This is a genomic window from Pseudomonas sp. MDT1-16 (assembly GCF_054898115.1).
On the sequence record NZ_CM142717.1, the window covers coordinates 3,324,060 to 3,342,632 of the forward strand.

Here is an 18,573-nt window from a genome sequence, read left to right on the forward strand (position 1 = left end):
GCCGGTAATGTTGAAACCGGTATGCCATCCGTTACAGACGGCCCTTTGCTTTTTGCATCCTCCTATTCCCCACACTCATCAACGTCCCTTGCGGAAAGTCTGCCTTGCCGATGTGGATGGTAAGGCGAGTGGTCGGGATTGCCACGTTCCCTGAATCGCATCAATTCCCCGTTTAGGCTTCGTCTATCCCCCGGCAGCGCTTCTAGTACCGCATCCCATTACATGACAGGAATGGCTGGCTGCAATGCCTTTTTTTTGGCTGGGGCCGATAATTGCCGTAGGCCCGTCAATCCTTACGAGGGTTCTGTCGACGATTCACATATGTTAGCCATGCGGGTTGGGTCACTAGTCCCCGTACTACCGTGCAATTCGGTTGTGCTGCGCATCCCGTTACCGGGTTGCACTCTCTTGCGGGAGGGACATTGTTGATCGGGCTTCACACCCCAAGATTGGCTCCTGACGCATGCCGATCTAGTGAACTGACGGATACACGTCAGGCTCGTTACTCCAGAAAGCGGAGTTGAGCAATGAGATCCAGAGCTTACGACACGTGTTTGACTGCTAACCTATTGAAGTTAAACAGTTGAACACGCGATCTCGTGTCGCACCATGGTGTGGATTTTACCAAAGCAGCCCGACTGCTTCTGCTAAAAGGCAGCATTTAAAGCAGTGTAATTGTGACGCCCGCACCGACTCGTTGCCAGGGTAACCCAAGTACCAGCGCCTGAAGTTGTTCGGGGTCGAGTTCGACCTCCCTCCCACGATGGATGCCTGGCCAGTAAAATTTGCCTTGGTTCAAGCGCCGCGCCGCCAGCCAGATACCGACGCCGTCGTGCACCAGGACTTTCATCCGGTTGGCCCGGCGGTTGGCAAAGAGGTAAGCGCAGTGCGGCTTCGCCGCACCGAACGCCTCGACCACTCTGGCCAATGCAGTCTCAGTGCCGGCGCGCATGTCCATGGGCTTGGTGGCGAGCCAGGTGGCATCGACGCGAATCATTGGGCCAGGCCACGATGAAACACGCGCAGCCGTCCGGATCCGAGGCTGGCCACTTTACCGTGATAGATTTATCACCCAAAGGCAGCGAGATGATCACCGTCTCTTCTGTTGCGCGCTTGGGTGCCGGTTTTACCGGAACGAAGGCCGGCAGGGTTGCAACTGATTGATCCCGGTAAGTCGGTAGCCACTTGCGGATAACGTTGGCGTTGATGCCGTGATGGATGGCTACGCTGGAAATCGTCGCTCCAGGTTGCAGGCACTCCTGGACGACCTGGGCTTTGAACGGTTTGGGGTAAGAGCTTCGTTGGCGCATGAAAATCCTGGCGATAAGGGCAATCGCGTCCGCTTAAAAATACGCGGACACCATCGCCCTTAATGCTGGAGTTCGGTAGGTGTGTTCACCATCCGCTTACGGATCGTGTGACGATCATCGGGAACAAGCTCGATTGGGAGGGGGGGAGCACGACGGTAGTTGGCGTTGAAGAGCATCGGATGACGAGGTTGCTGGTGCTTAAGGAATAAGGGCAGAAAAGCAAGACCGCATTTGCGGCCTCGCTTGTTTTCAAGGTATCACTCGTGCGAGTGCCCGTGCTCAGCGCTCTCGGAGGTTGTTTCTTTCTCGCCGCCGCTGCATGCAGTCATCAGGCCCAAAAAGCAGATCAAGAGCATCGAGCGGAACAACGTTGCTGAAGTTTTCATGGAAAAGTCTTTCCTAAAATCCTGAGGTTAAGCCTCTGTGGTCAGGTCGCCCCTGCCTTTTCGGCAGAAGAGCGGTCGTCTTTGGATTACTGTTTAACGCTCAGGTAATCACCGGTCGTTTTCAGTGAGATGGTCACGTCGCTGTTGCTGCGATTACGCCAGAACCAGCCATGGGTGCCGTCAAAAATGGCGGTGAACTCGCCCTTATCGCCTTTGACTTGCTTGCCTTTGGTGTAACTGTGGAAATAGCCCTTTTCTGCCTTGTAGGGCTCACCATGGGTGTCGTAATTCACAGGGCCCCCAGCCGTTGTCCACTCATAGCTGACGGTGGTGTTCTTCAACATTTCCAGCTTGATCTCTGTCCCTTCACCTGGCTTGAGCGTGACGGTCATCTGATCAGTCTTTGACGCAGGGCCGGCTACCACAGGTTCCGCTACCGGCTTTGCCGCAGGCTGAACTTGTGCGACTTGCAAAGCCGGAGCGGCCGCGACGGGTTGTGGTGGAGCGGCATCGGCCAGGGCCTCTTGTGCGAGGGTGATTTTTAGTTCACCCATTTGCGTCAGGCCCAATGCTCGGCCCACGCCTGTTGGATCAATGGCGTATTCCGAAGGCATGACGACCGTCACCAAAAGGCCGACTGCGGTGAGCAGCGCGATGACTGTCGAACGCACTAACTGGCGGCTGTTGGGTAATTCGTTAACGGTTGGAAGTGGAGTATTGAACATGGTCAGAATTCCTTACGCAGAGACAAACAGGCCGACTAGCTGGTAACCCATCAGCAGGAAACCGGCACTCATCATGGCGACGTTGGCGGCATAGGCGTGGCGCCAAAAACTGGCGGTGCGCCGCCAATACCCCATCAGAATGAGAATCGAGCTAAGGGCCAGCAATTGGCCTATCTCGACGCCGACGTTGAACGCAAGCAAGTTGGGAATCAGCCCGTCGGGCGAGATTTCGTACTCCTGGATCTTGGTTGCCAGACCAAAACCATGGAGCAGGCCGAAGACCAGCGTGGCCACCTTGGTATTGGGTTGGTAACCGAGCCAGCGCTGGAACGCGCCCAGGTTGTCGAGCGCCTTGTACACCACCGAGAAGCCGATGATGGCGTCGATCACGTAGGAGCTGATGCTTATTTCCGTGAGCACACCGAGCAGCAGCGTGACCGAGTGGCCCACAGCAAATAGCGTGACGTAGAGGCCTACATCCTTCAGGCGGTAGAGGAAAAAGATCACCCCGAAGAGGAACAGCAAGTGGTCATAGCCCGTCATCATGTGCTTGGCGCCCATGTAGATAAAGGGCAGCAACATGACGCCAGAACTTTCCTGGATGAAACCCTTGTCCCCCTCGGCAACGGCGTGAGCCAGCGCCTCGGGCATGCCAAAGAAGAGTGAAGCGATAAACAAAAACAGCAGCAGTAGCGGGCGACAGGAGGGCACAGTGAATGCGCCCACGCCGCTCATAGAGTGCGAATGCATGGATAAAATCCTACGTTGCAGTGATCTTGGGCCGCAGCGCGGCCATGGTCAGGATGCGAACGAAGGACGGGGTGGGCGCTTGATCAAGAATATCGGCGGACGGGGAACTGCATATTGCGGGGCATCAACCCGCACCGATAGCTTGGGTTGTTCGGCCAAAATCAACAGGGAAGTGAGCTGCGGTGTCTCGTGCTGGTGGTCTGGGGTCAGCGGCGAATGAAAGTGATCTGAACAGCTCGCGCAGGAAAGTGAGGCTTCTTGCTCGCCGTGGGAGTGGTAGGCGTCTTGCTTAATCTCCCAGGCAGGCTGTTTCGTCGCCACCGACAACGTATAGGTATGCCCGGCCCAAGCCATCAAAACGGCGAGAGCAAGCGCGAATACCACCGTTTTTGTCAGGGATCTACTGAGCATGTTGATCGTCTTTTAACTCGCTTTTTTACTGCGGTGATGCGTTTGACCTAACCCCCCTAGGGGGATAGCATGCCAGCGTAATTCATTGAGACCAAAGGCTCAAGCCATGGATGAACACAAACATAGCCATCCCCACACTCACCGAAGTCATGATGCCATTATCAAGCGCCTCAAGCGTGCGGACGGCCATCTACGCAGCATCATCACCATGATAGAAGAAGGTCGCGAATGCGTCGACATCGCCCAGCAACTGCATGCCGTTGAAAAAGCAGTGTGTCAGGCCAAGCGAACGCTCATCCAGGATCATATCGATCACTGCCTGGAGAATACCGTCTCAGCCTTAAACAATGGCGAGCGTGCACCGCTGGAAGCGTTCAAGCAAATCACCAAGTACCTCTAGGTCTGACATGCCCAGTTTCGCTGAACTCTTGTAGCAGGGCGGATCTAACCCTTGGATATGACGACCGCCAGTTCAACTCAACACAATCCATCCAGTAGCCGTAGCAGCAGCCTTGACCTGATCAAGTGGCTCGCGATGCTGACCATGGTGATCGATCACCTTCGGTTGCTGTGGCTAGACATGAGCAGCCTGTTCATTCCTGGAAGACTCTCTTTTCCCTTTTTCTGCCTCGCCGTTGCGGAGTTTGAGACCTATCCATTGCTGGCTTTAAGTATGGCTTTTACCGCTCCGCTGATCGGACTTTGGCTTCTGCGCCAGACGTTCACGTTCAAGGTATGGCCAGTGCAACACTGGGGTTACTGGTTCTATCCGGGTCACCTTGTCGCATTACAGGCCCTTCGTTTTCTAGTCTGAACTGTGGGTGATCAAACTCAGAAAATCATGAATGCCCTGTGATCAATACGGCCATCGACGATGCTGATCATCGATGACATAAGGGTGTTCGTGACTCGCTCCATCGTGACCTTCTAAATGAGTGTGGCCGTCCGGCAGATTCTGATGGGTGTGCCTAATAGACTCTTGGTCATGAGCAGGACGCCAAATCACGACGCTGACCACCAATGCTCCACCTGCCACGATGGCAAGTCCCACGAAAGAGGCAGTGAGGCTGATATTGGCGCCCAGCCAACCGGCCAGTGGATAAGTGATCAGCCAACAGGCATGGGAAAGTGCAAATTGCGCTGCAAAAAGGGCTGGACGATCCTCGGCATGCGACGACCGACGCAGCAGTCGTCCGCTGGGCGTTTGTGCCAAGGAATATCCCACACCGAGTACCAACCACAGAGGCAGCAGGAAGTTGTAGGTGCTCAGGTTGATGCCAACTGCCAAGCCCGCAACCAGGATCCCACCGCCAAACAGCATTGCTGTCCGGTCTTTTATGCCTTTCAGAAGGCGAGGTAAAATCAGTGCGGCGATCATAGATCCACCCCCAAAAGCAGCGAGCGCTAATGCGGTTGAACTCTGAGGCAAAGCGAATCGAGACTGTACCAACACAACGGTATTAACGATGACCATGGCGCTGGCCGCAGCCACCGTTAGATTAAGGGCTAGTAGTCCCCGCAAGCGCGGTGTGGCCAGAAATATGCGCAATCCTCGGGTGGTTCGCTCAAAGATACTGCGCCTTTGAGTCGTCTTCGCCTTTGGCAGTAATACCGTCGAGACCAGCGCTGCTGAGGCCAGAAAGCCAATCACCGTTCCGACGAATAGGTTATGGAAACTGATCACCGTCAGCAGTACGGCTGCGAGCATGGGGCTGGCGACACTTTCAAGATCGTAGGCAAGGCGAGATAACGACAAGGCGCGAGTGTAATCCTCTTCATCCGACAGTATGTCTGGGATGGTGGCCTGGAAGGTCGGGGTGAATGCAGCAGAGGCCGATTGAAGTACAAAAATCAGCACGTAGATTTGCCATACTTCCGTGACGAAAGGCAGGGCAAGCGCAACGAGGGCTCGCACCAAGTCCAGTGATACGAGCATCGCCCGTCGCGGCAGACGTTCCGCAAAAGCCGCCGCAATCGGTGCTACGCCAATATAGGCGGTCATTTTAATTGCCAGCGCGGTGCCGAGCACTGCCCCGGCCTGTGCTCCCGCAAGATCGAATGCCAGTAACCCCAGCGCAACAGTCGCGAGGCCTGTTCCGACAAGGGCAATCACTTGAGCCAGGAAGAGATGTCGGTATGTTCGGTTAGCCAGGATTTTCAGCATTTGAAGTCTCGGGCGGCCAAGCGCTTGGTCAGGAGGGTTTACGACGAATACTTATCACGACGCCGACGTCAAGGACCAAGCCCATCTTTGCCGAGAAAGGTTGCAGAACTTCTCAACCGCAAAGGACTAATGGCTTAGCTTTGAGCGAAGCATTCGTATCCTCCCCAGGGGGATATTAGGCGATCCTAAGCTATTGGCTGTGTTAGCTCAAGAAAAGGTCCTGTCACTTACCGCGTCGAATGCTGAGGGGACTAAGCAAGCACACTTGCTCAATGAAGGCACGTAGCCATACGCTGCAAGGCGTGAGAGTCCTCACCCTTCATAAAAACCTGAGCATGGAATTAGCCCAATGAAACTATCTGTCCTTCTGATCTCTGCCGTTATCTCGATTTTTTCCATGGCTGCCTTCGCGTATAGCGGCGGCACTGATTCAAAAGGTTGCCATCGCAACCATAAGACGAACGACTACCACTGCCACTAAGTCGCAAAAGCCCAGCCCTGGGCTGGGCTTCAATGTGAACAGGCCTCTTCACGCGTGCGGAGGCCAGTTACGCCTTTGCTTTAGGCCGCGTTAAGCTCAACAGTGATGTGAACCAGTTCCTCATGCACTGACAAGAGGTCTTTGAAGTAAGCCGGTGTCGCATTTTGGTCAGTCGTCAAACTCAGGATGCAGGCATATTTCCCTTTACCTACACGCCATACATGAAGGTCACTAATCTGTGCAGAAATGGGGCTGGAGGCGATGACTTCCCGGACCTCTTCGACGACAGGGGAATCCATTTCCGCATCCAGCAATACGCGGCTGGTTTGACGAATCAAACCATACGCCCAGCTCGCAACCAATCCGGCACCCACTATGCCCATGACTGGGTCAAGCCACGCCGCCCCCCAGAATTTGCCCCCGATCAACGCCAGAATGGCCAGCACCGACGTAGCGGCGTCCGCCAATACATGCATGTAAGCGGAACGCAGGTTCAAGTCATGATGCCCGTGCCCATGCCCATGCCCATGCCCATGCCCATGATCGTGGTCGTGATGTGTGTGGGCATGACCATCCTTGAGTAACCAGGCGCAGGCGATATTCACGAGTAATCCCACAACACCGATAGCGATCGCCTGGTCGTAGTGAATTGCAGAAGGGGAGATCAACCGTTCAATCGATTGATAGAGCATCAACCCCGCCACCATGATCAGCAGGATCGCGCTGGTGTAACCCCCTAGAACTTCCATTTTCCAAGTCCCGAAGGCAAAGCGGGTGTCATTGGAAAATCGTCTTGCAGCCGCATAAGCCAGGACAGAGAGTCCCAAGGCCAAGGCATGAGAGCTCATATGCCAGCCATCAGCAAGCAGTGCCATTGAGTTGTAGAACCATCCACCGGCAATCTCTGCAACCATCATCAATGCAGTTAGAATCATCGCTCGACGGGTGTTTTTCTCAGCTAAGGGGTTACCCTCGTCGAAAACGTGAGAGTGGCCCTGACCGTCGGAGATTGCTGGAGATGACATGGGTTGCAGTCCTGCTTAATGAGCAAAAATATACTATACCCCAGTATAGATACTTGAAGAAGGTACCGCCGCATGCCACATACCATTCACGACAAGAAACGACTGCTGACTCGTGTCAGACGCATCAAGGGACAAGCAGAGGCGCTGGAGCGTGCGCTGGAACAAGAGGTGGAGTGCTCCGCTGTTTTGCAACAGATCGCAGCGGTGAGGGGCGCGGTGAACGGATTGATGGCAGAGGTGCTTGAAGGGCATATCCGTGAGCATCTGGGGGCTGAAGCCGTCACACCAGAACAACGTCAAGAAGACCTGGATCAGGTCATCTCGGCCCTGCGCTCATATCTGAAATGAGCCCAAGAGAATTGTGCATGTGGGCGTTAACGCTGGAGCAGATCAGCGCACTCAGGCGCTGACCTTGGAAGGAAAACCCAACGCTTCAACAGCAGCGCGGACTCGCTCTGGGCTTTCAATGCTTCAACGTTGACCTTGCCGATAGCACGGTCGACCGAAACCGCTGCCTCGCTATCCAACGACTGAATGGCTTTGGTAATTTTGCTAACACAGCTACCGCAACCAATGCCCGATACGTCTAAGACAAACAAAGGAGTGTCCGCCATGGCGAGCACGGTCACGATTACGGTTAATGGCAACGACCACCAGAAGCAACGGGTGAAATCCTGAGCTCGGGGTTTTCCTCCGTTTCCAGCCTTGGCATCGCAGGTTCTAATTCCATGCCGCATTTAGGACAGCTGCCGGGGCCTGGTTGTCGTATCTCTGGGTGCATGGGGCAAGTGTATTCAGTGCCCAGCGGTGGCTCAGCCGCGGGCTCGGTGTTACCAGCGGGATTGGGACCCGACGGATTCGCAGCATCACGTGAGATTTTATCGGATGAACGTGATCATGACCTCGGTAACTCGTGGTGTTAGACATGACTAGTTCCCTTTATCGTCCTTGTTGGATTCCGAGCTCACGTGTCGACCATGACCGCCGTGACCGTGCCCGAAAAAATGCATCAACGGGCAGATCAACAGGATCAGATAGGGCAGATAAGGTGAAATGTGGCCGAAGTGTTCCCGGACGACGTAGAAAACACCGATCGCAACCAGCATGATCAGTACGACACCTGTTTTGCTCCTCCAGAAGGAAGAAGGCGAATGTCCAACCGAATGCGGATGGTTAGTCATGATGTGGTCCTCAGTGTCCTGGCAAGAGCTGCGGTGACGTCTGCGACTCAGAGTAGTCAACGCTCGCTCTGAGGCTGTGATATCGATCAAGCCGCGTTTACTTCACGTCAAACTGACCCACCATTCCCGACTGATAATGGCCCGGAACGTTGCAGGCAAACTCCAGGCCTGTGGTCTTGGAAAAGGTCCAGATAAGCTCTTTGGTTGTTCCAGGTTCGATCAGAACACTGTTCGGGTCGTTGTGCGCCATCCCGACCATCTTCATCCCCCCCATGCTGTGCCCCATATCGCTCATGACTTGCCCTTTTCCGGTAGGACTGAGCGTGCCGTTCTGGAGCATAGCGGCCATCTCTTTTTGATGCGCGGCATGAGCAGCTGCTTTGGCGATGTTGAATTCATGTAGCAGCGAGCCTTCGTTGCGCAGAACGAAGCGAACCGTCTCTCCAGGTTTAACATCTATGTTTTTGGGCTCAAAGGAGATATCGCCCATTTTCACTTCAACCGTGCGGGTAACCTCGGCCGATACTCCAGGCTGACCAATGTCATCTTTCCCGTGACCAACGCTGGCCATGGCTGTAGAACCGAGGAAAAAAGTTATTGCAGCGCAAACCGGGATAGCAAATTTCGCTTTCATAGAGACCTCAAAGTGAAAGTGAGTAGCAGGGGTTATGCTAAGGAGACTGAGTTGCCAGTTAACTGACCTGAACACTACTTTCGGTCAGTATCTGAAATAAAACTCGGCGTCTAAGCGACGCCGTTTGAACCTGATGAGGCACGGAAAACCATGAACATAGAGCCTTTACGGATGCTTCTCTGAAAGCATCAGTTTGTGCTCACGTTGCATTTGGCTCAGAACGTCATCGACGATTTTGTCGTGCTTCTCCATCCAGGCAAGATGCTGTCGAGGTGTCATCGACGCGTCGGGATGATCTTTATGAAGTTCGCTCATGAGATTGCTAAGCATGTCCATATGCTCTTTCATGTACGCAAGGCGTTGTCCCTCGGGGGCTTTTTCGGCTTGCACCAGAACGACTTCGGCTACATCCCGCATGTTTTCCATGCGTTCCATCACTCGATCTCCGCCGCCCTCAGCCCATACCGAGGCCGAGTTGAAAGTGCTCATGATCCAACCCTAGACAACGCTGGCTGACATCCACCTGAAGCCAGGATTACATTTCTGTCAGCTTCTGGTTGGCGGGACCTATTCAATGCAAACTCAGCCCATTATCACTTCGAGAGCCACCCCATGAGACTTCTGGTTGCTGAAGACGAACCGAAAATAGGTATCTATTTGCAACAGGGCCTGACTGAGGCGGGGTTTAATGTTGATCGTTTCACCAACGGCACTGAGGCCCTTCAACACGCCCTGAGCGAAGCATATGACCTGCTGATTCTGGATGTCATGATGCCGGGACTGGATGGGTGGGAAGTCCTTCAGAAGGTGCGTTTGTCAGGGAAGGACGTCCCGGTACTTTTTCTGACTGCGCGAGACCGTGTTGAAGATCGAGTCAAGGGTCTTGAGCTCGGAGCTGATGATTACCTAATCAAACCTTTCGCATTTTCTGAATTGCTGGCTCGGGTCAGGACGCTGCTACGTCGTGGTAATAACGTAGCCTCACCAACCCATATGAAATTGGCTGATCTAGAGGTAGATCTGCTCAAGCGCCGGGCTATTCGGGGAGGTAAACGCATAGATCTTACGGCCAAAGAGTTTGCGCTGCTGGAACTGCTGCTCCGGCGCCGAGGCGAAGTGCTGCCGAAGTCGCTCATTGCCTCGCAAGTCTGGGACATGAACTTCGACAGCGATACCAACGTAATCGAGGTTGCGGTGCGAAGGCTTAGGGCGAAGATTGATGACGAGTTTGAGGTCAAGCTGATCCAGACCTGCCGCGGCATGGGCTACATGCTCGATGCACCGGCTTCGGAATCGGAATCGGAATGAACCGTCTATCCCTGACTACACGCATGAGCCTGATGTTCATGCTTGCGGTAACGGCGGTGCTAACCGTCGCCGGGCTCAGCTTTAATAACCTCAGCCGGCATCACTTCTTAATGCTCGATCAGCAGGCCCTGAACGAAAAACTCCACTCGACCCAAAGAATTTTGGGAGAGCTGAATAGTATCGATCAATTCGACGAGTTAAAGCCCGAATTGCAGGCTTTGCTCGGAGCTCACCGTGATTTGACGGCCCTGATCCTTGACAGTGACGGGAGGCTGATTTTCGCTGATCCAGGGCCAGTAAATGTTCCGAAAGAGTTCATCTCGACGACAAACAACACTGTGTGGGAATGGCAGGACCAGGAGCAGATGTTCCGTGGTTTGACCGCACCAGCGACGGTCACCGGTCAGAACAAGCCGTTGACCGTAATTTTGATCTTTGATGTTACTCAACACATGTCCTTCTTCGAGACGCTCCAGCGATGGTTCTGGGTAGGGCTGGTGATCAGTGCGCTCGTCAGCGCCACTTTAGGCTGGATGGTTGCACGCAGTGGCATGCGTCCTATTCGTCAGGTGACCATGGTCGCGGCGTCGATGTCAGCCAAATCACTGAAAGAACGCATCCCCTTGGCGCTGGTCCCAAAAGAGCTGCAACAGATGGTGTCCTCGTTCAATGCGATGTTATCCCGGCTGGATGATGCTTTTGTCCGGCTATCAAATTTTTCAGCGGACATTGCTCACGAGTTGCGCACCCCGCTCAGCAACCTGATGACCCATACCGAAGTGGTGCTCTCTAGGAAGAGGGATACTGAGGACTACGAAAACAATCTGTATTCGAATCTGGATGAATTGAAACGTATGTCGCGGATGATTGATGACATGCTCTTCCTGGCGAAGTCCGATAACGGATTGATCAAGCCTGAGAACAAACCGATAGACCTACTGGACGTCGTGGAGAAACTGCTCGAATACTACCGCCTGCTCGCGGATGAGCGCGGTATCGAATTGACTGTTTCGGGAGCAGGACGTGTCCGGGGTGACGTGTTGATGTTGCACAGAGCCATCTCGAACTTGCTGTCGAACGCTCTACGTTACACCCCTGAGGGACGAACCATCAGGATCGACATCCAACAAAAAAACACATCGACAATAGTGACGGTCGAAAACCCTGGAGAGACCATCGCGCCCGAGCACCTTGAAAAGCTCTTCGATCGCTTCTACCGCGCAGATCCGGCCCGGCGCGAAGGAAGCCCCAGCAACGCTGGGCTGGGGCTCTCAATTACGCGGTCGATCATAGAAGCCCATGAAGGCAAGATCTGGTGTACCTCATTCAATGGAAAAACAGCCTTCCACATGGAACTTCCGAGTGCCGGATGACACCCTACAATTCTGGACCAGAGAGCACGCGCAAAGCTTACTGAAATGTAATCCAACAGTCGGCAGTCATGTGGCATCGTGTCCTAGCTCTATAGCGCGGTCACCCTGATCTGTTACCTAGCTTCAGTAGGCGACATACGCTTGGTATTCGCCTGTGGTTTTGAACCGGAATTGAGAAGTAAAAATTAGATCTACTCCACCAAACCTCGAACCAACAGCTTATGCTGTGAGGAGTCTTGCATGTCTTTCTTTAAAACTACTACCGTAGCTGTTGTACTTACCGCCGGTTTGCTCGTGAGCGCTATCGCCCAGGCGCATCCCAAGCTGGTGTCTTCTACCCCGGCGGAAGGCTCGACGTCTGCGGCACCTTCCAAGATCGAATTGCACTTCTCGGAGAACCTAACGACACAGTTTTCGGGGGCTAAGCTGATCATGACTGACATGCCGGGTATGCCAAATTCCCCCATGGGTGTTAAAGCAGGCGTCGCAGGTGGCGACGACCCGAAAATGATGGTTATCACACCCGCAGCTCCGCTAACCACCGGTACTTATAAGGTCGAATGGCGAGCGGTCTCTTCCGACACCCACCCCATCACAGGCAACTTCTCTTTTAAAGTGAAATGATTCATGAGCGACTCAATCAACATCGCCCTTCGCTTCGCTCTATACTTAGACCTGATGCTGCTGTTTGGATTAGCCATTTTTGGCTTGTATAGCCTCAGGGGCAAGGAACGGGTATCCGGCGCTGTCTTGAACTTTGAGTCGCTCCTTTTCGGTGCCGCATTTGTTGGTGTACTTCTGTCTCTTGCCGCTATGTTGTTACTTGCGAAAGCAATGAGCGGCGTTTCAGAATTTATGGAACTTCACCACCACATCTTCGAAATGGTTCTTACTGGCACCGACGTCGGGCTCACTTGGATGGTCCGAATAGCAGTACTTATACTGGCAGGTATTGCCGTCACACTTAACAAGCGCTTTCCAACACTCAGTCTATGGGCGGTTACCGTCTTCGGTGCTATAGCTCTCGCTACCCTGGCGTGGACAGGGCATGGCGCTATGGACGAAGGCAATCGTCGTTATATACACTTCACTAGTGATATCCTTCACCTTTTGGCTGCCGGCGGTTGGATGGGAGCACTGGCCGCATTCGCTTTACTACTGCGTGCGAAGGGACTAAACGGCGGACAGGAAGTACGGACTCTCTCCCGTGTCCTGACTGGATTTGAATCAGCTGGTGCGCTGATCGTTGTGATTTTAAGCATTACTGGAATAGCAAATTACCTTTTCATTGTAGGTCCAACCCTGGACGAGGTGATGCTCACTAACTATGGCATGCTTCTATTTCTGAAGGTTTTACTCTTCGCAGGGATGATCATATTGGCGACGCTAAATCGCTTCCATTTGAGCCCGCTATTAGCGCGCTCAATCAAGGAAGGGGACCACGTTGTCGCCGTCAACGCTTTACGACGTAGTATGACGCTGGAGTTCTCCGTTGCAATAGTGATAGTGTGCCTTGTCGCTTGGTTAGGAACGCTGAGTCCAGAAATGCAAATGGATATTGAAATGAAAATGGATATGAGCACAATGCAGAGTCAATAAATCGCATAGCTTGCCACTACCTGAATCACTGATACTTCAGACACAAAAAACCACACTCATCTCATCAATTTCCAGTCTTTGGCGACTTGACACTGGTCGCCGCATCCAAAATCCATGTTGCAAAGTAGCGAATCTCCGTGTAGGCGCTTGCTTCTCAGCGCCCATCAAATAAAATAAATCACCTGAGCGCTAGACGAACAAAATCCATGCCAGATGAGACTTTTCACTCCAGAGTTTCGCGATACCATTTTCTATCTGAAAGTCGAAGTGAGCATGAAACATTTATGGATTTATTCCATTCAGCGCGATTTCCTTTAAATGATGTAACTGATCACGGCTTGGCCGTAACCGTCCGGCCAGTACCCACCCTGAGACCCTCCAAAATCAGCAAAAATAGTGTCCATCATTTTTTAGCGGACACTATCTTGGATATCATCCCCCCAGTCCGTCGACCCGGTCGCCGCCCCAACTTTCCGCCAGTTCAAACGCAAAGTTGTCGAAGCCACGTTCCAGTCTGGCGCCTCCGTGTCGTTGATCGCTCGCGAACATGACGTCAATGCCAACCTGGTCTTTCGTTGGCGGCAGCGTGTCTCTGCCCGGATGGCTCAGCTCTTTGGAAAGGGGCGGCTGAACGTCGGCGACATTTACCGACTTGAAAGTCTGATCGGTACGATCTACGAAAGAAAGGTTGAGACGCCGGTAAAAGTCGGAACCTTCGACGGCATGAAGCCACGTGTCAGCGGCTGGGCTGACGTGATAGGTCACAACACCATTTTCGTTGATGACAAAGACCCTCTAACCCACGGGTTCCAGCTCGCATAAAGAGTTGGTCACGGCGTCAGCGGTTGATTCTTCGGATGCGCAGATTCAACCGTGGTTTGCACAATGGCTTAGTTCGTCAGTGTAAAGAAGCGAGGCGTAACGTGATCGAACGACGGGATTTCAGCGGGTGTATGAAAGGTAAAAACCTGCGCTATCTGGAAGAGACTCGGAGTGAGCCGGCGGCTCATGCTCGCGCAGGATTTTTACTGCTCGAGCACTTCTCGCTGCCTGCATTTACGCAGGAGCTCGATACGATGGTCACTGCCAACCTTTTGCGTCCTACGTTGTTCTCGTCACGCACCTTTGGATTGCAGGATGGTGAGGTAACGAGTGATCTCGGCCTGGTGATTCGACCGGATGCGCGTTTGGAGGTCGCAGCACCACCGCACCGAACTCAAAGTCAATCACGAGCTGATCAGCATCCTCCAAACAGCATCGGGACTTGGTATCACACTGGCCGGGGTGTGAAATGGAGCGTGGTTTTTGGGCGTGTCAGGTTTGCTTGAAGGGTATCGTTGTGCGATTCATACCGAGCACCGACCCGCACTCGCAGAAATTTCAAAAGTCACGCATGTCACCAGTGAAGCATTTGTCATGGATCGAGACAGGCTCACGGCTTCTAGGTGCTTTTCACAGGGCCTTGGAGTGGATCAAGGGGCTGCACGGCAAGGCGCTCGTCGAAGGCTTCGAAGACATTCTATCTTCGAAGAGTCGCGGTATCGGCGTATCAAACCGACGCAGAACATCTCGTTGAGCGCCCCCGTTAAAGAGGTGGTCAAGCTTATGGATGCCAATCTTGAAGAGCCGCTGCAAATGGATCAACTGGCGGTCTATGCCGGACGTTCCCGTCGACAGATAGAGCGCTTGTTCAAAGAACAACTGGGTACCACGCCGCAAAGGTATTATCTGGAAATACGCATTACCGAAGCACGGCGATTGCTTCAGCACACAGAGTTGTCTCAGGTTGACGTGCTGGTCGTATGCGGCTTTGTTTCACCGAGCCATTTCAGCAAATGCTACAGCTCGTATTTTGGTTACCGGCCTTCGAGAGAAACGCGGCTGGTGAAATAGAGAACCGGATGTTGCTGACATTTTATGGAGGAGGGCATGACCGAGGTGCGATTGAAGAGCGACCGAACAAAAAACACTCCGCACTTAACTACGCCCACCGTTGCCGCAAATCCTGGTGTCGTAAGGTCCCAACTCGGGGTTTTCCTCTGCCTGCTTTCAATGCTGATTTTTGCCAGCCAGGACGGTATAACCCAGGTGCTTGTCAAAGATTTCCCGGTTGCCCAACTGGTCATGGTGCGTTATTGGATGTTCGTCGTTTTTGCCCTCGGATATGCCGCCTACCAGGGTCGGGTCAAGGAATCGTTTCGGAGTAAGCACCCTTGGCTGCAAATCATTCGAGCGATGTTAGCCGTGGGTGAAACCCGGGTGTCGGTGCCCTGACGATCACATTTGCGGGGTTGCCAGCATGGGTTTCTCCGACTCCAGTCCGGGGCCTCTTGATGGGGATCCTGTCATTGGGGAGTAGTCGCTCAGATTCTCCTCATCCAAGCTCTGAAATACGCGACCGCATCCACCCTGCAGCCCTTCAACTATGCGCTTCTGGTGTTCGCCACTTTGATTGGTGTGATCGTTTTTGCCGAGCGCCCCGACACCTGGGTGGTTGTCGGCGCAGTGTTGGTGATTATCGGTGGGCTGTATGCGATCAAAGCGAAGACGTGAACATGTAGTACCACTCAGATTGGCTCAGCTGATTTCTCTCCCCTAGACTGCCATGGGTTTAGGGACTAATCCCGGACGACAGGAGCAAAAGACGATGGTTGCGGACTGGAGTGGTCAGGTAGCGCTTGTGAGTGGCGCCGGCAGTGAACGCGGAATTGGCATTGCGATTGCGAAGCGTCTGGGCAGCCAGGGCGTTAAGTTGATAGTCACAGGCAGCAGCGCTCGCATCCATGATCGGGTGGAGGAGTTACGTGCCGCAGGATTTGAAGTGCAAGGCCGTGCGGCGGACTTGAGTGAAGAGGCTCAAGTCCTTGAACTTACCACTTGGGCCGAATCGGTATGGGGACGAATCGATATTCTTGTGAACAATGCCGGCATGGCCGCGCAGGGTCATCCCGAGCCTTTTGCCGATCTGGCGGACATGAGTGTCGATAGCTGGAATCTTTCTATTGCTCGGAATCTGACAACCGCCTTTCTATTGACCCGTGGAATTTTGCCGGGGATGCGTTATAGACGCTACGGCCGTATCGTCAATGTCAGCTCCACGACTGGCACTCGAGCCGGTAATCCGGGTGAGGCGGCTTATGCCGCGGCAAAAGCCGGAATGGTGGGTATGAACATGAGCCTGGCCCTTGAGGTCGCGCGTTATGGAATTACTGTGAACTCGGTCGCGCCGGGCTGGATCGCGACAGGGTCAAGCACCCCAGAGGAAGTGAATGCAGCGAAGTACGTCCCGGTTGGCAGGGCTGGCCACCCGGAAGAAGTGGCTGCTGCCGTTACGTTTCTGGCCTCACCTGAGTCCAGCTACATTACCGGTGAGTTATTGGTGGTCGATGGTGGCAATTGCTTGATAGAGAACAAAGCGCCCAAGTAATCAATGCGTTGCCCGCCGCAAAATTTTGCAACGGAGGTGGGTAAGTGACTCCCTCCGTTGCAAGTCGGGCTGATTCGATCAAAACGGCAGTGGCAGTTTCGCCGTGCGACCCCCATCCACCACCAGCACCTGCCCGGTGATGAAGGCCGATGATTCGCAGGGCAGGAAAACGACTGTCCCGCCAACATCCGCCGGCAATCCGGTACGTCCGACCGGGTGAAGGCGCAGGAGTGCCTGGCGCGCCGCACGCGGATCAGCTTGAGCGGAGAGGTATGCATCACTCAACTCGGAATTGATCCATCCTGGAGCAATGGCATTGCAGCGGATACCGTCCCGGCCGAGATCGATTGCCAAGGCCCGGGTCAGCCCATGGATGCCGGCCTTGGAGGCACAGTGCGCGGCATGCTCCGGGTTGGCGCCTATCCCTTCGATCGAGCCAATGTTGATGATGCTGCCCCGCCTCGCTGACGCATCTGGGGCACTAACGCCTTGCACAAGAACGCTGGCGCCCGCAGATTGACAGCCATTATGCGATCCCAGTCCTGTTCGGTCATATCATCAATGGACTTCTCGAACATGAACCCGGCGTTGTTAACCAATACATCAATTCCGCCAAGCTGCTCCTGGGCGAACTGTGCAATCAAATTGGATGACTCCATCGAGGCGAGATCAGCCTCGACGAAATAGACTTGAGGGCGATTTTGCAAGTCGGCGTACCAGTGCCTGGCGTTGAGCGATCAACACGGAAGCTAGATAGATCTTCGGCACGGACACCGGGTCTTCTAATAAAGTTACCTTAATGGGCTAGCCCCCTCTGAAACAAAGTATCCTCGCGCCGGGTCATCCAGCGACTTGAATTGCGCTACCATGAAATCTATCAGCATTCGCATTGACGGCAACATCCCTTGCCTTGTTGCAAACACGGCGCAAATCATTTCAGTCCTCGGAGTCCAGTCGGGTAAAACCACGACCAATTCCCCTCGATCAATGTAGTCGTGCACAAGGGACATGGGCATCTGTGCGACGCCAACGCTATCTAACGCCGCGCACCGCAGCATTGGCAGTCCCTTGGTTACAAGTTGAGGACGGTGCTGAATAGTGAATTCCGCGCCATCTTGATGAAACAACGTCCAACTGTAACCACGTTGCGGGCTGCCGTGATGGACGCTGGGGAAGCGTGACAGGTCTTCTGGCCCTCGGGGGTCGCCTAGGCGGCGCAATAGCGCTGGACTCGCGACCAGACATTGTGGCCGCTGCGACATAACTCGGGTAACCAAGTCCGAGTCCTGAAGGGGAGGCGGGCGTACTCTCAGCGCAAGATCAACGCCCTCGGCGACCACGTCTACTTGACGGTCGCTTGCCTCCAAATGCACCTCGACACGCGGGTACATGGCCATGAATCGCGTGATCATGCCGCCTACGCACTCTTCCAGTAATACCGTCGGGCAGGTGACGCGCAGCAACCCGCCAGGTTCTGAACGGGTCATGGCAACAGCCGCTTCAGCGGCTTCAGCCTCCTTCAGCATTGAACGGCAATGGGTGTAATACGTCAGCCCTAACTCCGTCACCTTGAAACTCCGGGTGTTACGGATGATTAAGCGCACGCCCAATCTTTCTTCGAGCAGTGCAATCCGTCGGCTGAGATTGGATTTTGGAATGCCTAACGCGCGAGCAGTCGGCGCGAAGCCACCGTGGTCCACCACCATAACAAAGTACTGAAGGTCATTGAGATCTAACACGGGACGACATTCATTCGGCCAAAAGAAGCCAACTATACAAGAACGATCGTCCACTGTATG

The 18,573-nt window shown here is 53.9% G+C and carries 23 protein-coding genes and 4 pseudogenes; 12 read left to right on the top strand and 15 right to left on the bottom strand.

Annotated elements, in window-relative coordinates:
* Positions 1-661: 661 nt before the first annotated feature.
* The 5 genes from tnpB to ACYZT3_RS15100 all read right to left on the bottom strand — a co-directional run bounded on the left by tnpB (position 662) and on the right by ACYZT3_RS15100 (position 3,582).
* Positions 662-997, bottom strand: coding sequence for an IS66 family insertion sequence element accessory protein TnpB (gene tnpB / locus ACYZT3_RS15080; RefSeq protein ID WP_462030199.1), 336 nt, complete (start codon positions 995-997; stop codon positions 662-664).
* Complete coding sequence (gene tnpA, locus ACYZT3_RS15085; protein WP_462030200.1) at positions 936-1,310, bottom strand: IS66-like element accessory protein TnpA; 375 nt, start codon at positions 1,308-1,310, stop codon at positions 936-938. The genes tnpB and tnpA overlap by 62 nt, the downstream gene beginning before the upstream one ends.
* A gap of 472 nt (positions 1,311-1,782) precedes the next feature.
* Positions 1,783-2,421: a transmembrane anchor protein gene (locus ACYZT3_RS15090; protein ID WP_462030201.1), complete on the bottom strand. Its 639-nt coding sequence runs from the start codon at positions 2,419-2,421 to the stop codon at positions 1,783-1,785.
* Between the two features lie 12 nt (positions 2,422-2,433).
* Positions 2,434-3,171 (bottom strand): HupE/UreJ family protein, encoded by a 738-nt coding sequence (locus ACYZT3_RS15095; protein WP_282378476.1) that lies wholly within the window; start codon positions 3,169-3,171, stop codon positions 2,434-2,436.
* Between the two features lie 48 nt (positions 3,172-3,219).
* Positions 3,220-3,582 (bottom strand): hypothetical protein, encoded by a 363-nt coding sequence (locus ACYZT3_RS15100; RefSeq protein ID WP_282378474.1) that lies wholly within the window; start codon positions 3,580-3,582, stop codon positions 3,220-3,222.
* Positions 3,583-3,688: 106 nt separating this feature from the next.
* Here ACYZT3_RS15100 and ACYZT3_RS15105 point away from each other — a divergent pair, with 106 nt between their 5' ends.
* Positions 3,689-3,982, top strand: coding sequence for a metal-sensing transcriptional repressor (locus tag ACYZT3_RS15105; RefSeq protein WP_102599664.1), 294 nt, complete (start codon positions 3,689-3,691; stop codon positions 3,980-3,982).
* A 57-nt stretch (positions 3,983-4,039) separates the two neighbouring features.
* Positions 4,040-4,396 (top strand): TraX family protein, encoded by a 357-nt coding sequence (locus ACYZT3_RS15110; protein WP_462032376.1) that lies wholly within the window; start codon positions 4,040-4,042, stop codon positions 4,394-4,396.
* Between the two features lie 42 nt (positions 4,397-4,438).
* Here the strand turns inward: ACYZT3_RS15110 and ACYZT3_RS15115 are convergent, their stop codons facing one another.
* The gene (locus ACYZT3_RS15115) at positions 4,439-5,746 is read right to left on the bottom strand and encodes an MFS transporter (RefSeq protein ID WP_282378471.1); all 1,308 of its coding nucleotides are present in this window, start codon (positions 5,744-5,746) and stop codon (positions 4,439-4,441) included.
* A 397-nt stretch (positions 5,747-6,143) separates the two neighbouring features.
* On the opposite strand from ACYZT3_RS15115, the gene ACYZT3_RS15120 reads away from it, so the two are divergent.
* Positions 6,144-6,227 carry a YHYH domain-containing protein gene (locus ACYZT3_RS15120; RefSeq protein ID WP_462032377.1) on the top strand — a complete coding sequence of 28 codons (84 nt, stop codon included), beginning with the start codon at positions 6,144-6,146 and terminating at the stop codon, positions 6,225-6,227.
* Positions 6,228-6,307: 80 nt separating this feature from the next.
* On the opposite strand, the gene dmeF is transcribed toward ACYZT3_RS15120, so the two are convergent.
* Positions 6,308-7,252, bottom strand: coding sequence for a CDF family Co(II)/Ni(II) efflux transporter DmeF (gene dmeF / locus ACYZT3_RS15125; protein WP_462030202.1), 945 nt, complete (start codon positions 7,250-7,252; stop codon positions 6,308-6,310).
* A 72-nt stretch (positions 7,253-7,324) separates the two neighbouring features.
* Between dmeF and ACYZT3_RS15130 the strand changes: the two genes are divergently transcribed.
* Positions 7,325-7,600: a metal/formaldehyde-sensitive transcriptional repressor gene (locus ACYZT3_RS15130; protein ID WP_282378468.1), complete on the top strand. Its 276-nt coding sequence runs from the start codon at positions 7,325-7,327 to the stop codon at positions 7,598-7,600.
* Between the two features lie 51 nt (positions 7,601-7,651).
* Here the strand turns inward: ACYZT3_RS15130 and ACYZT3_RS15135 are convergent.
* The 5 genes and pseudogenes from ACYZT3_RS15135 to ACYZT3_RS15155 form a co-directional block, all read right to left on the bottom strand.
* Positions 7,652-7,851, bottom strand: a pseudogene (locus ACYZT3_RS15135) (heavy-metal-associated domain-containing protein).
* A 9-nt stretch (positions 7,852-7,860) separates the two neighbouring features.
* A pseudogene (locus tag ACYZT3_RS15140) lies at positions 7,861-8,057 on the bottom strand (heavy metal-binding domain-containing protein); the annotation flags it as partial.
* 124 nt (positions 8,058-8,181) lie between these two features.
* Positions 8,182-8,433, bottom strand: coding sequence for a DUF2933 domain-containing protein (locus tag ACYZT3_RS15145; RefSeq protein ID WP_282378466.1), 252 nt, complete (start codon positions 8,431-8,433; stop codon positions 8,182-8,184).
* A gap of 97 nt (positions 8,434-8,530) precedes the next feature.
* On the bottom strand, positions 8,531-9,067 hold the full coding sequence (locus ACYZT3_RS15150) for a cupredoxin domain-containing protein (protein WP_462030203.1): 537 nt from the start codon (positions 9,065-9,067) through the stop codon (positions 8,531-8,533).
* Between the two features lie 165 nt (positions 9,068-9,232).
* On the bottom strand, positions 9,233-9,556 hold the full coding sequence (locus ACYZT3_RS15155) for a co-regulatory protein PtrA N-terminal domain-containing protein (RefSeq protein WP_462030204.1): 324 nt from the start codon (positions 9,554-9,556) through the stop codon (positions 9,233-9,235).
* Between the two features lie 123 nt (positions 9,557-9,679).
* Here ACYZT3_RS15155 and ACYZT3_RS15160 point away from each other — a divergent pair, with 123 nt between their 5' ends.
* The 8 genes and pseudogenes from ACYZT3_RS15160 to ACYZT3_RS15195 all read left to right on the top strand — a co-directional run bounded on the left by ACYZT3_RS15160 (position 9,680) and on the right by ACYZT3_RS15195 (position 16,774).
* Entirely contained in the window at positions 9,680-10,375 is a 696-nt protein-coding gene (locus ACYZT3_RS15160) for a heavy metal response regulator transcription factor (RefSeq protein WP_282378461.1), read from the top strand.
* Positions 10,372-11,748, top strand: a complete 1,377-nt coding sequence (locus ACYZT3_RS15165) for a heavy metal sensor histidine kinase (RefSeq protein WP_282378459.1) — start codon at positions 10,372-10,374, stop codon at positions 11,746-11,748. The genes ACYZT3_RS15160 and ACYZT3_RS15165 overlap by 4 nt, the downstream gene beginning before the upstream one ends.
* A gap of 240 nt (positions 11,749-11,988) precedes the next feature.
* Positions 11,989-12,372 carry a copper homeostasis periplasmic binding protein CopC gene (copC, locus tag ACYZT3_RS15170; RefSeq protein ID WP_282378456.1) on the top strand — a complete coding sequence of 128 codons (384 nt, stop codon included), beginning with the start codon at positions 11,989-11,991 and terminating at the stop codon, positions 12,370-12,372.
* A 3-nt stretch (positions 12,373-12,375) separates the two neighbouring features.
* Positions 12,376-13,347 (top strand): copper homeostasis membrane protein CopD, encoded by a 972-nt coding sequence (copD, locus tag ACYZT3_RS15175; RefSeq protein ID WP_462030205.1) that lies wholly within the window; start codon positions 12,376-12,378, stop codon positions 13,345-13,347.
* A gap of 429 nt (positions 13,348-13,776) precedes the next feature.
* The gene (locus tag ACYZT3_RS15180) at positions 13,777-14,169 is read left to right on the top strand and encodes a proline racemase family protein (protein WP_282378498.1); all 393 of its coding nucleotides are present in this window, start codon (positions 13,777-13,779) and stop codon (positions 14,167-14,169) included.
* A 131-nt stretch (positions 14,170-14,300) separates the two neighbouring features.
* Positions 14,301-15,240, top strand: a pseudogene (locus ACYZT3_RS15185) (GlxA family transcriptional regulator).
* Positions 15,241-15,399: 159 nt separating this feature from the next.
* Positions 15,400-15,900 (top strand): annotated as a pseudogene (locus ACYZT3_RS15190) (EamA family transporter).
* A 94-nt stretch (positions 15,901-15,994) separates the two neighbouring features.
* Entirely contained in the window at positions 15,995-16,774 is a 780-nt protein-coding gene (locus ACYZT3_RS15195) for an SDR family NAD(P)-dependent oxidoreductase (RefSeq protein ID WP_462030206.1), read from the top strand.
* Between the two features lie 78 nt (positions 16,775-16,852).
* On the opposite strand, the gene ACYZT3_RS15200 is transcribed toward ACYZT3_RS15195, so the two are convergent.
* The 3 genes from ACYZT3_RS15200 to ACYZT3_RS15210 form a co-directional block, all read right to left on the bottom strand.
* Positions 16,853-17,269 (bottom strand): SDR family NAD(P)-dependent oxidoreductase, encoded by a 417-nt coding sequence (locus ACYZT3_RS15200; protein WP_462030207.1) that lies wholly within the window; start codon positions 17,267-17,269, stop codon positions 16,853-16,855.
* On the bottom strand, positions 17,194-17,481 hold the full coding sequence (locus ACYZT3_RS15205; protein ID WP_462030208.1) for an SDR family NAD(P)-dependent oxidoreductase: 288 nt from the start codon (positions 17,479-17,481) through the stop codon (positions 17,194-17,196). The genes ACYZT3_RS15200 and ACYZT3_RS15205 overlap by 76 nt, the downstream gene beginning before the upstream one ends.
* Before the next feature lie 84 nt (positions 17,482-17,565).
* Positions 17,566-18,513: a LysR substrate-binding domain-containing protein gene (locus tag ACYZT3_RS15210; RefSeq protein WP_282378442.1), complete on the bottom strand. Its 948-nt coding sequence runs from the start codon at positions 18,511-18,513 to the stop codon at positions 17,566-17,568.
* Between the last annotated feature and the right edge of the window lie 60 nt (positions 18,514-18,573).

Coding starts and splice junctions, on each gene's coding strand:
- tnpB (WP_462030199.1), bottom strand. CDS start 997: ATGATTCGCGTCGATGCCACCTGGCTCGCCACCAAGCCCATGGACATG.
- tnpA (WP_462030200.1), bottom strand. CDS start 1,310: ATGCGCCAACGAAGCTCTTACCCCAAACCGTTCAAAGCCCAGGTCGTC.
- ACYZT3_RS15090 (WP_462030201.1), bottom strand. CDS start 2,421: ATGTTCAATACTCCACTTCCAACCGTTAACGAATTACCCAACAGCCGC.
- ACYZT3_RS15095 (WP_282378476.1), bottom strand. CDS start 3,171: ATGCATTCGCACTCTATGAGCGGCGTGGGCGCATTCACTGTGCCCTCC.
- ACYZT3_RS15100 (WP_282378474.1), bottom strand. CDS start 3,582: ATGCTCAGTAGATCCCTGACAAAAACGGTGGTATTCGCGCTTGCTCTC.
- ACYZT3_RS15105 (WP_102599664.1), top strand. CDS start 3,689: ATGGATGAACACAAACATAGCCATCCCCACACTCACCGAAGTCATGAT.
- ACYZT3_RS15110 (WP_462032376.1), top strand. CDS start 4,040: ATGACGACCGCCAGTTCAACTCAACACAATCCATCCAGTAGCCGTAGC.
- ACYZT3_RS15115 (WP_282378471.1), bottom strand. CDS start 5,746: ATGCTGAAAATCCTGGCTAACCGAACATACCGACATCTCTTCCTGGCT.
- ACYZT3_RS15120 (WP_462032377.1), top strand. CDS start 6,144: ATGGCTGCCTTCGCGTATAGCGGCGGCACTGATTCAAAAGGTTGCCAT.
- dmeF (WP_462030202.1), bottom strand. CDS start 7,252: ATGTCATCTCCAGCAATCTCCGACGGTCAGGGCCACTCTCACGTTTTC.
- ACYZT3_RS15130 (WP_282378468.1), top strand. CDS start 7,325: ATGCCACATACCATTCACGACAAGAAACGACTGCTGACTCGTGTCAGA.
- ACYZT3_RS15145 (WP_282378466.1), bottom strand. CDS start 8,433: ATGACTAACCATCCGCATTCGGTTGGACATTCGCCTTCTTCCTTCTGG.
- ACYZT3_RS15150 (WP_462030203.1), bottom strand. CDS start 9,067: ATGAAAGCGAAATTTGCTATCCCGGTTTGCGCTGCAATAACTTTTTTC.
- ACYZT3_RS15155 (WP_462030204.1), bottom strand. CDS start 9,556: ATGAGCACTTTCAACTCGGCCTCGGTATGGGCTGAGGGCGGCGGAGAT.
- ACYZT3_RS15160 (WP_282378461.1), top strand. CDS start 9,680: ATGAGACTTCTGGTTGCTGAAGACGAACCGAAAATAGGTATCTATTTG.
- ACYZT3_RS15165 (WP_282378459.1), top strand. CDS start 10,372: ATGAACCGTCTATCCCTGACTACACGCATGAGCCTGATGTTCATGCTT.
- copC (WP_282378456.1), top strand. CDS start 11,989: ATGTCTTTCTTTAAAACTACTACCGTAGCTGTTGTACTTACCGCCGGT.
- copD (WP_462030205.1), top strand. CDS start 12,376: ATGAGCGACTCAATCAACATCGCCCTTCGCTTCGCTCTATACTTAGAC.
- ACYZT3_RS15195 (WP_462030206.1), top strand. CDS start 15,995: ATGGTTGCGGACTGGAGTGGTCAGGTAGCGCTTGTGAGTGGCGCCGGC.